At 65.9% G+C, this 13824-nt stretch carries 9 protein-coding genes; 4 read left to right on the top strand and 5 right to left on the bottom strand.

Going from position 1 to position 13824, the window contains the following annotated elements; genetic code table 11:
• Positions 1 to 96: 96 nt before the first annotated feature.
• Both IB223_RS08495 and IB223_RS08490 read left to right on the top strand, forming a co-directional pair.
• Positions 97 to 1776, top strand: a complete 1680-nt coding sequence (locus tag IB223_RS08495; RefSeq protein WP_192201141.1) for a long-chain fatty acid--CoA ligase — start codon at positions 97 to 99, stop codon at positions 1774 to 1776.
• Between the two features lie 265 nt (positions 1777 to 2041).
• On the top strand, positions 2042 to 2908 hold the full coding sequence (locus IB223_RS08490; RefSeq protein ID WP_142125420.1) for a crotonase/enoyl-CoA hydratase family protein: 867 nt from the start codon (positions 2042 to 2044) through the stop codon (positions 2906 to 2908).
• A gap of 184 nt (positions 2909 to 3092) precedes the next feature.
• Here the strand turns inward: IB223_RS08490 and IB223_RS08485 are convergent, their stop codons facing one another.
• From IB223_RS08485 to prfB, 4 genes are all read right to left on the bottom strand, one after another.
• Positions 3093 to 5285 (bottom strand): ATP-binding protein, encoded by a 2193-nt coding sequence (locus IB223_RS08485; RefSeq protein WP_192201140.1) that lies wholly within the window; start codon positions 5283 to 5285, stop codon positions 3093 to 3095.
• Positions 5286 to 5288: 3 nt separating this feature from the next.
• The gene (locus tag IB223_RS08480) at positions 5289 to 6374 is read right to left on the bottom strand and encodes a two-component system response regulator (RefSeq protein ID WP_225590977.1); all 1086 of its coding nucleotides are present in this window, start codon (positions 6372 to 6374) and stop codon (positions 5289 to 5291) included.
• Positions 6375 to 6782: 408 nt separating this feature from the next.
• Positions 6783 to 8294 (bottom strand): lysine--tRNA ligase, encoded by a 1512-nt coding sequence (gene lysS / locus IB223_RS08475; protein ID WP_192201138.1) that lies wholly within the window; start codon positions 8292 to 8294, stop codon positions 6783 to 6785.
• Between the two features lie 103 nt (positions 8295 to 8397).
• Positions 8398 to 9523 (bottom strand): peptide chain release factor 2 gene (prfB, locus tag IB223_RS08470; protein ID WP_192201137.1). Its coding sequence is split into 2 segments (ribosomal slippage): positions 8398 to 9447 and positions 9449 to 9523, totalling 1125 coding nucleotides; the frame shifts between segments, so codons are not numbered across the junction.
• A gap of 116 nt (positions 9524 to 9639) precedes the next feature.
• Between prfB and IB223_RS08465 the strand changes: the two genes are divergently transcribed.
• Positions 9640 to 11568, top strand: coding sequence for a GGDEF domain-containing protein (locus IB223_RS08465; protein WP_192201136.1), 1929 nt, complete (start codon positions 9640 to 9642; stop codon positions 11566 to 11568).
• Here IB223_RS08465 and IB223_RS08460 read toward each other — a convergent pair.
• A complete protein-coding gene (locus tag IB223_RS08460) occupies positions 11565 to 12449 on the bottom strand; it encodes a LytTR family DNA-binding domain-containing protein (protein WP_192201135.1) in 885 nt (294 codons plus the stop codon). The genes IB223_RS08465 and IB223_RS08460 overlap by 4 nt on opposite strands.
• A gap of 154 nt (positions 12450 to 12603) precedes the next feature.
• On the opposite strand from IB223_RS08460, the gene IB223_RS08455 reads away from it, so the two are divergent.
• On the top strand, positions 12604 to 13815 hold the full coding sequence (locus tag IB223_RS08455; RefSeq protein ID WP_225590860.1) for an acyltransferase family protein: 1212 nt from the start codon (positions 12604 to 12606) through the stop codon (positions 13813 to 13815).
• Positions 13816 to 13824 lie beyond the last annotated feature (9 nt).

Here is a 13824-nt window from a genome sequence, read left to right as displayed (position 1 = left end):
TCCGGAACGGTATGCTCCCGACAGGCGCCCGTGACCGGGCGCTCGCCCACAGTTCGCCGCAAGGCAGCCCGAAGACCCTGGGGAGGGAGCAGAACGATGAGTCAGGAACGTCCGTGGTTCAAGAGTTACCCGCAAGGCGTGCCGCAGGAAGTGGACCTGGAGCAGTACCGCTCCATCGTGTCCGTCTTCGATGAGGCGATCAGCAAGTACCGCGACCGCCCCGCGTTCCGCAACTTCGGCAAGACCCTGACCTACGGCGAGATCGACAAGCTCAGCCGGCAATTCGCGGCCTACCTGCTCGGCGAACTGAAGCTCAAGAAGGGCGACCGTGTCGCCATCATGATGCCGAACTGCCTGCAGTACCCCATCGCCATCTTCGGCGTACTGCGCGCAGGACTGACGGTCGTCAACGTCAATCCGATGTACACCCCGCGCGAACTGAAGCACCAGCTGGTGGACTCGGGCGCCAGCGTGCTGCTGGTCGTGGACAACTTCGGCAAGACCGCGCAGGAGGCCCTGGCGGGCACGCAGGTCAAGCAGGTCATCACCACGGCGCTGGGCGACCTGGTCGGTTTCCCCAAGGGTGCGATCGTCAACTTCGTGCTGAAGTATGTGAAAAAGATGGTGCCGGACTACGACATCCCGGGCACCGTACGCTTCAAGGACACATTGACACTGGGGCAGTTGCACACGCTGCCCGAAGTCGACATCGATTCCGGCGACATCGCCTTCCTGCAGTACACCGGTGGCACCACCGGCGTGGCCAAGGGCGCGATGCTCACGCACCGCAATCTCGTGGCCAACATGCAGCAGGCGGGCGTGTGGGTGGGCACGGGGCTGGACTACGGCAACGAGGTGATCATCACCGCGCTGCCGCTGTACCACATCTTCGCGCTGACAGCGAACTGCCTGGTTTTCATGAAGCTGGGCGGACTGAACCACCTGATCACCAACCCGCGCGACATGCCGGGCTTCGTGAAGGAACTCAAAGCCACCCGCTTCACCGCCATCACCGGCGTCAACACGCTGTTCAATGGCCTGCTCAACACACCCGGTTTCGACGAAGTCGATTTCTCCAACCTCAAGATGACGCTCGGTGGCGGCATGGCCGTGCAGCGTGCGGTGGCGGAGAAATGGAAGAAGGTCACGGGCGTGACGCTGGTCGAAGCCTACGGACTGACCGAGACATCGCCTGCGGCCTGCATCAACCCGATGAACCTGCACGACTACAACGGTGCCATCGGCCTGCCGGTGCCCTCGACCGATGCCTGCCTGAAGGACGACGATGGCAACATCGTGCCCGTCGGCGAGGTCGGTGAACTGTGCATCAAGGGCCCGCAGGTCATGAAGGGCTACTGGCAGCGCCCCGAGGAAACCGCGAACGTCATGGACGCCGATGGCTGGCTGCATACCGGCGACATGGCGAAGATGGACGAGAACGGTTTCTTCTACATCGTCGACCGCAAGAAGGACATGATCCTGGTCTCCGGCTTCAACGTGTATCCGAATGAGGTCGAGGACGTCATCGCCGGCCTGGAAGGGGTGCTTGAAGTCGCTGCAATCGGCGTGCCGGACGACAAGTCGGGTGAAGCCGTGAAGGTCTTCATCGTGAAGAAAGACCCCAACCTCACGGCTGAACAAGTGAAGGCGTACTGCCGCGACAACCTGACCGGTTACAAGCAACCGCGCCACATCGAGTTCCGCACGGAGCTGCCCAAGACCAACGTCGGCAAGATCCTGCGCAAGGAACTGCGGGAGCCCGCCAAGGCCTCCTGACCCCTGTTCACGTGCCTGAACAAGGCCGGCCATGCGCCGGCCTTTTTCTTTTCGTTCAGGACTTTAGATGCGAATTCTAGACGCCCATCACAAATCGTGATGCTGGTATCCCCTTGGCGCGCTTGCCGTCGCACAAGCGCGTGCGTGCACTGGATTTTAATTATTCGTTCAGGTGTAGGATCGGCGCGTGATGCCACCTGCGTCACATTAATCCGTCACCCGCTTCCCCTGCCGCGCGGGCAAGAAACCCTCCAAGGAGTTCCTCATGAACAACGTCGAAAAACTGCAGCGCACCCGTGCCTTCCCGACCATCCGCGTCGAATCCGAACCCAGCGGTGATGCCCACTGGCTGTACATGCACTCCGATGCCGCACCCGGCGTGCGTCCGTGCTTCCGCAGCCAGATGCTCGACGATGTGCTGAGCTTCACCAACTCGATCACCCTGCGCGAGTCGCAGCGCCAGCCGGGCAAGCTGCGTCACCTCGTCATCGCGTCCGACGCGAATGCGTTCAACCTTGGCGGCGATCTGGAACTGTTCTCGCAGCTGATCCGCGAGAACAACCGCGACCGACTGCTCAGCTACGCGCGCCGCTGCATCGATGGCGTCCACCACCTCAACACCGGCCTCGGCGGCGACGTCCGCACCATCGCGCTGATCCAGGGTGATGCCTTGGGCGGTGGCCTGGAGATCGCGTTGTCCTGCCACACGATCGTGGCCGAAGAAGGCGTGGACATGGGACTGCCGGAAGTATTGTTCGGCCTTTTCCCGGGCATGGGCGCGTACTCCTTCCTGTGCAAGCGCGTGTCGCCGCAGGTCGCCGAGAAGATCATCCTGGAAGGCAACATCTACACCAGCGACGAGCTGTACAGAATGGGCGTGGTCGACGTACTGGTGCCGAAGGGCCAGGGCGCCGCCGCCGTGCAGACGATCATCGACAAGCAGCGTCGTTCACCGCACGCGCATCTGGCGCTGAATGCTTGCCGCAACCTGGCCCAGCCCGTGGGTTACGACGAACTGATGGGCATCACCGAAGTGTGGGTGGATACCGCACTGACCCTGGGTGACAAGTCGCTGAAGATGATGGAGCGCATCGTCCGCGCGCAGGAGAAGCGGTCGATCCGCGCCGCCTGAGAGAGCAGCACCCGTAGTCTGCTTGCAAACACGCAGGGAAAATCAGGGGGTTGAAGCGCGCCTTCGCGCCTTCAAGGGCGAGTCCGGGTCACCGTACTCGCCAGGGACCATCCATCCCGTGGACACCCGACGCGCTGCGTTTCGCCACTGCATGCCATCGCATGAACAGCGGCGGATGCGCGCGTCACGATAAAGTGCCCTCGCCGCCTTTCTCGACGGCACCACGCACGCGTTGCCGCGCATCGAGCGCCGCGCGACCGTGGCTCAGGTGCGAGTTGAGCGCCGCCAGGCGGTGCCGCCATTCGCGCGTGATCTGCCAATCGGCCAGGCTCATCATCTCGCCTGCGGCTGCCGCAAGCTTCACCAGGCCCAGGTTGCTGGCCACGCCTTTCAGCGCATGCGCGTGCTCGCGCAGGTGTTCGCCATCGCCCCGCTCCATCGCATGGGCCATGGCGCCTATGCATCCGTCCGCATCGTTGAGGCATTGCTCGATGAACTCGCGTTCGAAGGCATCACCCATGCCGAGCGCGGTGAGTTCGTCCAGTACGCTGACATCGAGGACACCGTCCGACATTTCCGGACGCACGGGCGCGGCCACCGTCGCGGTCGCGGAGACGCGGCCCGACGTGGCGATGTCCGCCAGCGCATCCAGCAACCGCGTGGCGACCACGGGCTTGGCCAGGAAGGCGCGCGCACCCGCCTGTTCGCAGCGCTGGATCGACTCGGGCGTCACGTCGGCACTGAGGATGAGTACCGGCGTGCGGCTACCGCTGCCGGCTTCCATCACGCGCAATTGTTTCAGCAGATCCAGGCCGCTCAGGCCGGGCATGTGCAGGTCGCAGATCACCGCGTCGTAAGACGCCGATTCCAGCGCATCCAGCACCTCTTCACCACCGTTGACGCAGGTGATGCGGTGCCCCGCCTTCTGCAACAGGCGCTGCACGACCATGCGGTTGGCCTCGTGGTCGTCGGCCACCAGGATCTGCATGCTGCGCACGCGTGCGCGATGGCGCAGGAACGGATCGGAGAACGCGATGATGTTCTCCGCGCTCGAGGCTTCCGGCTCTTCCTGCAGCCACTCGGCATGCCCGTGCACCGCCGGTACCATGACCCGTTCGGGCACGGCTTCGAAGGGCAACTCGACCCAGAAGCAGCTGCCCCGTTGCTCATTGCTTTCGAAGCCGATGGTGCCGCCCATCGCCTCGGTCAACCCCTTCGCGATGGTCGTGCCCAGGCCCGTGCCACCGTAGCGCCGCGACAGGCTGCCGTCGGCCTGTTCAAACGCTTCGAACAACCGTTCACGCAAGGCGACGGGAACACCGATGCCGGTATCGGTGACGGTGAAGCGCAGGCGCATGTGCTGCCCATCCACCATCATCGGCGTGACCGCCACCCGCACCTCGCCCTCATCGGTGAACTTGACCGCGTTGCCGGCAAGGTTGAGCAGCACCTGGCGCAGGTGGCCGGCATCACCGCGCAGCTTCAGCGGTACGGCATCGTCCACGTGTCCTTCGTAACGCACCTGCTTGCCACGCGCCTGCGGCATCAGGATCAGCCCGATGCTCTCCACCAGTTCGCGGGGCGCGAACTCGACCACGTTCAGCTTGACCTTGCCCGCCTCGATGGCGGAAATGTCCAGCACGTCCTCGACCAGGCCCAGCAGGGTACGCGTGGAAGCCTGGATGGTGGACAGGCATTCGCGCTGTTCGGCATCCAGCCGGGTGGTCGCCAGCAGTTCCGACATGCCTGCCAGACCATTCAGCGGCGTGCGGAATTCATGACTCATGTTGGCCAGGAACCGGCTCTTCGCCTCGTTCGCACGACGCGCCTCGTCGGTCGCGCGGGTCAGGTCGCGCAGCAGGCCGGACAGGTACATCGGCACGGCGATCAGGCCCAGCACCAGGCCAACGCCGAGGGTCGTGTTGGCGCGCCAGTAGTCGTTCATCGCGACCACGGCCGCGAAGGCGGTGCTGGCCATCGCAACCGCAACCACCAGGTAGCGATTGCCGTAGCGCAGGCCATTGCCCACCGTGATCCACATCAGCACGACGTACGCCCACGAGAGCGGTTCGCCCATGCCGTTCATCGCCGCTGCCAGCAATCCGTAGTCGGCGATCATGCCCAGTCCGCGACGGACGTGGGACTTGCCCGGCTGCACCAGCAGCCAGGCGAAGATGCCGAGACTGTTGACCAGGCCCGACGTGATGATGGTCAGGACGACGGTGTATTCGTCCGCCGGCAGCGCGGTGCGCGAGGAAGGCAGCAACGCATAGGTCAGGATGATGGAGATCAGCGCGATCCGGATCAGCGCCTGTCCGTGCTCGCTGTCGCCACGGTGCGCCAGGCGGGACTTGATCCATGCAAGGACATTGGACATGGCTTACTCCATCCCTGGACGGCTCTGCACCGTCGAGTAGCGTTCGCAGATGTCGTCAAGCCGCGCCCGCCCACGGATCAGCGCGTCGACACATGCGGGATCGAACAGGCGACCGCGCTGTGCATACAGATAAGCCAGCGCCGCGTCCTTCTCCCAGGCCTTCTTGTACGGCCGCGGTGAAATCAACGCATCGAAGACATCCGCAACCGCCACTATCCTCGCTTCCAACGGAATCTGCTCACCCACGAGGCCATCGGGGTAGCCGCTGCCGTCGTAGCGCTCATGGTGGCGCAAGGCGATCAGGGCGCCGGTCTGGATGAAGCGGTTCTGGCTGCCCGACAGCAACTGGTGACCGATCTTCGGGTGGCGACGCATGACATCGGTTTCTTCGGCCGTCAGCGGGCCGGCCTTCATCAGCACCGAATCGGGAATGGCGATCTTGCCCATGTCGTGCAACGGGGCGGCCATCTCGATGGTGCGTACTTCGTCTTCAGGCAAGCCGAGTTGTTCGGCGATCAGGCCGGCCACATGGGCCATGCGCTCCAGGTATGCACTGGTGCCGCTGTCGCGATACTCGATGGCACGCGCCAGCCGCGACAGTGTCTCGCGCTCGCGCTCCTCGACCTCGTGCATGCTGGACAGCAGGCGCTGCTCCAGCGAGAGCGCACGCTGCTTGACGTTCTCGGACTGCTGGCGGAGCTGCAGCAGGTTGCGGCAGCGTGCACGGAGTTCTCGCGGACGCACCGGCTTGACCAGGAAGTCGATCACGCCGGCTTCCAGCGCGGCCTGGCGGATGGGTTCATCGCCCACCACGGTGATCAGGATGATCGCGATGTCGCGATGCATCGGCAGCCGGCGGAAGCGGCGCGCGAATTCCAACCCGTCCATGCCCGGCATGCGGTAGTCGAGCAGCAGCAGGTCGGTGCGGTTCTTCTCGCACCATTCCAGCGCTGCCAGCGGATCGCCGAAATCATGGACGGTCAGCTCGGACGCGATGTCCTCGATGACATGGCGCAGCATCGTGCGCGCAGACGTCTGATCGTCGACGATGACGATATTCAAAGCGTTACCCACCCCTTGTGGCCACATCACGTGGCTGTCGGGCAAGGATACTCCGGCGGTGGCAGCGCTCGCATCTAACATGTCGGCAGTCCTGTTCGGCGGCGCGGACCCGGGCAGGGTCCGTGATCCACGAAGGGAACCGATGCGAATCCCGGGGCCCCCTCCCCTGATCTCTATCGGCGCGGGCGGCGGAAAATTGACCGTCCTGCGTGTGAATCTTCGCAGGAAGCGTGCCAGCCGTGGCCAGGGGGTGTCAGGGCAGAACATGGTGACCTCCGTCACGGAATGAGGCCTTTCCGTCCATCCTTGGCGCGCGGTGGATCAGGGGGCGCGCCGGAAAACAGCTCCGCCGGCGGCCGGTGGCCCGTCGCTTCGTGCAGACGGGAGCCCATTCTGCCCCTGAGCGTCACTCTCTTGACGCTTGGGGCGCCCCTATCAGCCCTGGCTTTCCGGGCGCATGTAGGGGAACAGCAGTACGTCACGGATGGAGTCCGATCCGGTCAGCAGCATTACCAGGCGATCGATGCCGATGCCCAGCCCGCCGGTCGGCGGCAGGCCGACCTCCAGTGCCCGGATGTAATCAGCGTCGAAGTGCATGGCCTCATCGTCTCCCCCCTCCTTCGCCTGGACCTGGGCCATGAAGCGCGCCGCCTGGTCCTCCGGGTCATTGAGCTCGGAGAACCCGTTGGCGAGCTCCTTGCCGTTGATGAACAGCTCGAAGCGGTCGGTGTAACCGGGGTCATTGTCGTTGGCCCGGGCCAACGGCGACACCTCGACCGGGTGGTCGGTGATGAAGGTCGGCTGGACCAGGGTGTGTTCCACGGTCTTCTCGAAGATCTCCAGCAACAGCTTGCCCCAGCCATAGGACGGCTTGACGTGGATCTTCAGGCGCTCGCAGTGGCGGGCCAGCGCGTCGCGGTCGGTACAGTCGGCGGCGCTGATCTCGGGGTTGTGGTGGCGCACTGCCTCGTCCATGCGCCAGCGGCGGAACGCCGGCTCCAGGTCGATATCCTGGCCGTCCCACGCCACCTGGCCGGTGCCCAGCACCTCGTGCGCCACGTCGCGGATGACGCCCTCGGTCAGGTCCATGATCTCGGTATACGTGGCGTAGGCCTCGTACAGCTCGAGCATGGTGAATTCCGGGTTGTGCCGCGTGCTGACACCCTCGTTGCGGAAGTTGCGGTTGATCTCGTACACGCGCTCCAGTCCGCCGACCACCAGCCGCTTCAGGTACAGCTCGGGCGCGACGCGCAGGTACAGGTCCAGATCCAGCGCGTTGTGGTGCGTGGTGAAGGGCTTGGCCGCGGCGCCGCCAGGGATGTAGTGCATCATCGGCGTCTCCACTTCCAGGAAGCGGCGCGCATCCAGCCATTCGCGGATCGCGCGGATGATGCGCGAGCGCTTGATGAAGACATCGCGCGCCTCGGGCGTGACGATCAGGTCCACATAGCGCTGGCGGTAGCGCTGCTCCACGTCGGACAGGCCGTGCCACTTGTCCGGCAACGGACGCAGCGCCTTGGTCAGCAGGCGGAAGGCATCGGCCTTCACGGACAGCTCGCCGGTACGGGTCCGTGTCAGCCCGCCTTCCACGCCCACGATGTCGCCGATGTCCCAACCCTTGAACGCATCGTAGGTCTCGCCCAGCGCATTGGACTGCAGGAACAGCTGGATGCGCCCGGATTCGTCCTGGATCTGGACGAAGCTGGCCTTGCCCATCACCCGCTTGGCCATCATGCGTCCCGCGAGCTTCACGCGCCGGCCGCCGCCTTCGAGCGCCTCTCCGGTCCAGAGCTCCGGGTCCTGGTATTGAACCTGCAGGTCGCCCGCGTAGTCGGTGCGACGGAAGTCATTCGGGAACGCGATGCCCTGCCCGCGCAACGCCGTCAGTTTGGCGCGGCGCTCGGCGATGAGGCTGTTCTCGTCCTGCGGAAGGGTGTGGTCTGTCATGGGTCGTGTCGTGTTCTGGAGCGTGGGAGCGACGTGAGTCGCGAACGAGTGCCGGAGAAGAGCTCGCGACTTGCGTCGCTCCCACGGGTGACTCGTGGGCGGATCAGGCGTCGATGCGTTTCGAACCCGCTTCCAGGCCCGATTTCAGGCTGGCCTCGACGAACTCGTCCAGGTCGCCGTCCAGCACCTTCTGGGTGTCCGAACGCTCCACGCCGGTGCGCAGGTCCTTGATGCGGCTCTGGTCCAGCACGTAGTTGCGGATCTGGCTGCCCCAGCCGATGTCGGACTTGGTGGCTTCCACCGCATCGCGTTCGGCGTTGCGCTTCTGGATTTCCAGCTCGTACAGTTTGGCGGCCAGCATCTTCATCGCGTTGTCGCGGTTCTGGTGCTGGCTGCGGCCGGTCTGGCAGGCCACCACTATTCCGGTGGGCACGTGGGTGATGCGTACCGCCGATTCGGTCTTGTTGACGTGCTGGCCACCGGCACCGGATGAGCGGTAAACGTCGGTCCTCAGGTCGGCCGGGTTGATGTCGATGTCGATGTTGTCGTCGACTTCCGGCGACACGAACACCGAGGTGAAGCTGGTATGGCGGCGGTTGTCGGAGTCGAACGGCGACTTGCGCACCAGGCGGTGCACGCCGGTCTCGGTCTTCAGCCAGCCGTAGGCGAAATCGCCCTCGACGCGCAGCGTGGCGGACTTGATGCCGGCCACGTCGCCGCCGCTGGCCTCCATCAGCTCGGTCTTCCAGCCGCGCGACTCGCACCAGCGCAGGTACATGCGCAGCAGGATTTCCGCCCAGTCCTGCGCCTCGGTGCCGCCGGCGCCGGCCTGGATGTCGACGAACGCATTCGAGCTGTCCATCTTGCCGGAGAACATGCGCTGGAATTCCAGCTTGTCCACGTGCGCGGCATAGCGCTCGACGTCCGCCACCACGGCGTGCGCGGTGTCCTCGTCGTTCTCCATCTCCGCCAGTTCGAGCAGCTCGCCCGCGCCGGTCAGGCCTTCCTCGATATCGCGGATGCCGTTGACCGTCTTGTCCAGCAGTGAGCGCTCGCGACCCAGTTGCTGCGCGTACTCGGCGTTGTTCCAGATATCCGGGCTTTCCAGCTCGCGGTTTACTTCTTCCAGGCGTTCGCGCTTGGCATCGTAGTCAAAGATACCCCCGGAGCGAGGCCAGCCTGTCTTGCAGGTCGGCGATGCGCTGGCGGATGGGATTCAGCTCGATCATGGGGTGCGTGGCAGGGATGCGGAATCGGTCGGGAAGGATACCAGAGCGGTGCGCCGCGCCGGCTGCGGAACGGTTCTTGCATCACATCCAGTGCCCTGCCCAGAGTCGCCGCCGGCATGACCACCCACACCGCACCGTCCGCATCGCTGCTGTCCGGCCTGCTCGGCCTGGCGCTGGTGTTCGCCTTCTCCGTGGCCTGCGCCGGCGACGCGCCCACGGCGCCCGTGACCGACCGCGCGAGCCAGGTCGGCCAGTGCCTGAAACTGAGGCGCGACGAACCCGCCAGGGCGGTGGTGCTGGCGAGCGCGCTGCTGCAAGCGAAAGACCTGAACGTCGAGGATGAACTCAAGACGCTGAGTTGCCTGGGGATAGCCGCCGGGCTGAGCGGTGAGCCGGAGCGGGCGATCAGCGCCGCCGAGCGGATGGAACGGCGCGTCGATGAAACGCCAGCGCTCGCACCCGCGCTGCGGATGCGCGCGTATTCGCAGATCGGATCGATCTACCAGGGCGCAGGCCATATCCGCGCCGCGGAGGCCGCGTACCTCCGCGCCTACGACGTCTCTTCGCGGCTCGACGAACGCGATGCCGGGCTGGTGCAGGCCGCCACGCTCAACAATATCGGGCTGATCCATGCCGACTATCTGGCCTCGCCCGAGGTGGCCGACAGGTACTACCTCAAAGCCCTGGCCACAGCGGCCAGCGTGGGACTGGAAGACCCCCTGATCGTGCACAACCATGCGCTCAACCTGGTCGCGCTGGAGCGCGATGCAGACGCCATGGAAACGATCGACGCCGGTGAAGCCATGGCCCAGCGCCAGCAGGCCCATACCGTGGTGCATCGCCTGCGCAGCGAGCGCGCGGGCCTGTGGATCCGGCAGGGACACTTGGAAAAGGCCCGGCCGGTGCTGGCAGCAGCCATCCGCGAACAGGCGAAGAACAGGGACCTGCCCGGGCAAGCGGGCTCGCTTGCGAAACTGTCGGTCCTGCAGCGCAAGGCCGGTGAACACGTGCAGGCGCTGGAGACCGCCCGCGCAGCCTGGGCCCTGGTGGACGACCAGCCACAGCCGCAGAAGCAGCGCGAAGTGTTGCTCGCGTGGATGGCGGCGCATGCCGCGCTTGGGCAGGCGGAGCAGGCGCTGGCGGTGGGTGCCCGCCTGCACGGATTGGAGATGGAAGCGCTGAGGCATCAGCGGCTGGAGTTGCTGGCCGACCTGCAGGCGCGGAGCGAAAGCGCACAGGCCCAGCGCGAACTGGAGCAGATGCGCCACCAGGCACAGATCCGCGTGCTGAATGACGAGAAATCCGCGCTGCTGCGTCGTGCGGGCGTGACGCTGATGACCCTGCTGGTGCTGGCAGGTGTCGGCTTCGGCCTGTTGCAGCGTCGCAAGAACCGGCAGCTGCGCAAGGTCAGTGCCACCGATCCCCTGACCGGCCTGCGCAATCGCCGCGCCGCCACGGAGTCGCTGAAGGCCATGTCGCTGCAACGGCCCGCCGCCGGTACGCGCCATGTGCTGTTCCTCATCGACATCGACCACTTCAAGCAGGTCAACGATGGTCATGGCCACCACGCCGGCGACCAGGTGCTGGTGGCGCTCTCGCGCCAGCTGCGCGAACTGGGGCGTGCGGACGACGTCATCGCCCGTTGGGGTGGCGAGGAGTTCCTGATGGCGTGCGCGGACCTGACCGAAGCCCAGGCCTGCACGGTGGCGGCGCGCGTGCAGGAAACACTGTGCGATGTGCACGAGTTGGCGCCAGGCCAGCGCTGGCCACTGACCGTCTCGCTGGGCTTCGCCCCTTTCCCGTTCTTCGACAACACCACAGGCGGTTGGGACTACGCGCTGCGCATGGCCGACCGTGCCCTGTATGCGGCCAAGGACCGTCGCAACGCTTGGGCCGGATTGTGGGGACGCACGCTCCCACCCGGCATCGCCCTTCAAGCGCTGCTGGAGGAGCCTGAAGACGCGATCCGCAGCGGTGCCATCGAACTGGTGGCCAGCTACGCCGTGGAACGTCTGCCGCGCGTGCCAGCGACCCGCGCTGCCTAGGCGGCTTCCGCCCCGGTCCGCTGACGCAGGTCCTGCCGGTAGCGGCGGCTGCACGGCAGCGCGCTGCCATCCTTCATGTGCACGCGCGCATCACCGGTGTCCAGCGGCTCGATCGAGGCCACCTGGTCCAGGCTGACGATGTAGCTGCGGTGGATGCGGGTGAAACGGCGTGGATCCAGGCGGGTCTCGATGCCGGCGATCGTGCTCCGCAGCGGGTAGTCGTGGCCGCGTACCCGCAGGTTGACGTAGTTGCCTGCGGCCTGCAGCCACTCGATGTCGTTGGCCGCCACCAGGAACTCGCGCCCCAGCTTGCGCACCAGGAAGCGCTCCGGACGGTCCACCGGCTCCAACGGCGGACCTTCGTCCGGCTCGGCCAGCAGGCTGGCTTCGCCCTGCCAGCGGCGCAGCAGGAAGCGGTAGCCCTCCACCAGCACGACGATCGTGGCGAAGCTGCGGATATCCTTCAGGTACTCGTAGACCAGTTCGCGAGGCCAGGGGCCGAACTCGTAGGTCATGCCCTGGCTGCGGTAGGCCATCACGCGCAGCGCGACCATGCCGGCGACGTGGATGATGCAGACCACGATGCTCGCCAGCAGGTACTCGGGTATCCGCCGGCGCCAATTTTCCCAATGCAGCGGGAAGCGCCGGGTGTACCAGGCGATCGCCGGGATCAGGACCAGCAGCCACACCAGCGCACTGCTCGCCTCCCAGACGGCCGGCTCCCATGCCTCCACGCCGGAGCCCTGCCGCCGCATGTCGATCAGCGTGGTCATGCTGTTGCCGATGCAGTTGGCGCCGATCATCGCCACCCAGAACCCGATCTCCACCCATCGCCGCCAGGGCAGGTAGCGCTCGTAGGTAGGCGGGGGCTGTTCCGTCATGCGCGCATTCTAGCCCGCGCCTCCCGCAACACCGCCGCAACTCGTCCCTTGCTTCCCTCGATTGGGCCCTGCCCCTCCACCATGCGTCCCTTCGCGATGGCGCGGACATGCACGGCCCCCGACGCTGGCCGCCTTGTCGATGAAGGAGACCACCATGCAACGTCGCCACGATCTGGACTGGGTCCGCGTCTGCGCCTTCGGGCTGCTGGTGCTCTACCACGTGGGCATGTACTACGTGACCTGGGACTGGCACGTGAAAAGCCCCGGCGCCAGCCACGCGCTGGAACCGTTCATGATGCTCAGCTCCCCCTGGCGACTGTCGCTGCTGTTCCTGGTGTCCGGCTGCGCCACGGCGTTCCTGCTCGGCAAGGCGCGGCAGGCCGCCGATGCTGCCGGTGGCCGGATGCGCTTTCTTGGGACCCGTTCGTGGCGGCTGCTGGTGCCGCTTGTCTTCGGCATGCTGGTGATCGTGCCGCCGCAGTCCTACTACGAGGTGGTCGAACAGTTACCTGGCGGCTACCACGAGGGCTACCTGGCGTTCTACGCGCGCTACCTGGCCGGTCATGACGGCTTCTGCGATGCCGACGGCTGCCTGGATGTCCCGACATGGAACCATCTGTGGTTCGTCGCCTACCTGTGGGTCTACACCGTCGCGCTGTGGCTGCTCTGGAGGCTCGGGCCCCGCGCCATCAATGCGGCGGAGCGCCACCTGGGCCCCTGGCTTTCCGGCATCGGCGTACTGGCCGGTCCCGTCCTGTTCCTCGGCGTGGCGCGCGTGCTGATGATCGGCCGTTTCGAGCAGACGCACGCCCTGTTGGACGACTGGTACAACCATGTGCAGTACTTCGGCGTGTTCCTGCTCGGCTTCCTCATCGCCCGTGCGGACGGGGTGTGGGATGCCATCGAACGCCAGCGCTGGCCAGCCCTGGCTGCCTGGCTGCTCAGCTGGGCCGGGTTGGTCGCCTACTTCGCGCAGTTTGCCGACGCAGCCCCGCCCGACTGGGCACGCATGGGGATGCGGATGGCCTGGGGCCTGAACCAGTGGTGCGCCATCGTGGCGGTACTCGGTTTCGCCCGGCACTGGCGTCCTGCCGACAACCGGGCGCTGCGCTATCTGGTGCCGGCGGTGTTCCCCGTCTACATCCTGCACCAGACGGTGACCGTGGTCGTCGCCCACCACCTGAAGCCGTTGGCGATACCGCCGATGGTGGAAGGCCCCTTGCTGGTGGCGATCACCTTCGCCGCGTGCTTCGCCGGCTATGAAGTGATCCGGCGCGTGGGATGGCTGCGGCCCTTGTTCGGACTGAAGCGTGCCGGCGATGCGCCGTCCCGCAGTCCGGAGCCCCTGGCCTGGCCGGAGCGCTGACCGGCGCCC

Origin of the sequence: Pseudoxanthomonas sp. PXM03 (assembly GCF_014852005.1) — a bacterium.
In the GTDB taxonomy this organism is placed as follows: Bacteria; Pseudomonadota; Gammaproteobacteria; order Xanthomonadales; family Xanthomonadaceae; genus Pseudoxanthomonas_A.
Note: the sequence above shows the minus strand (reverse complement) of the source record. Positions and strands in the feature narration are given on the sequence as shown.

What these genes read in the sequence shown, in the direction of transcription:
- IB223_RS08495 (WP_192201141.1), top strand. Translation starts at nt 97, where the DNA reads ATGAGTCAGGAACGTCCGTGGTTCAAGAGTTACCCGCAAGGCGTGCCG.
- IB223_RS08490 (WP_142125420.1), top strand. Translation starts at nt 2,042, where the DNA reads ATGAACAACGTCGAAAAACTGCAGCGCACCCGTGCCTTCCCGACCATC.
- IB223_RS08485 (WP_192201140.1), bottom strand. Translation starts at nt 5,285, where the DNA reads ATGTCCAATGTCCTTGCATGGATCAAGTCCCGCCTGGCGCACCGTGGC.
- IB223_RS08480 (WP_225590977.1), bottom strand. Translation starts at nt 6,374, where the DNA reads ATGTGGCCACAAGGGGTGGGTAACGCTTTGAATATCGTCATCGTCGAC.
- lysS (WP_192201138.1), bottom strand. Translation starts at nt 8,294, where the DNA reads ATGACAGACCACACCCTTCCGCAGGACGAGAACAGCCTCATCGCCGAG.
- IB223_RS08465 (WP_192201136.1), top strand. Translation starts at nt 9,640, where the DNA reads ATGACCACCCACACCGCACCGTCCGCATCGCTGCTGTCCGGCCTGCTC.
- IB223_RS08460 (WP_192201135.1), bottom strand. Translation starts at nt 12,449, where the DNA reads ATGACGGAACAGCCCCCGCCTACCTACGAGCGCTACCTGCCCTGGCGG.
- IB223_RS08455 (WP_225590860.1), top strand. Translation starts at nt 12,604, where the DNA reads ATGCAACGTCGCCACGATCTGGACTGGGTCCGCGTCTGCGCCTTCGGG.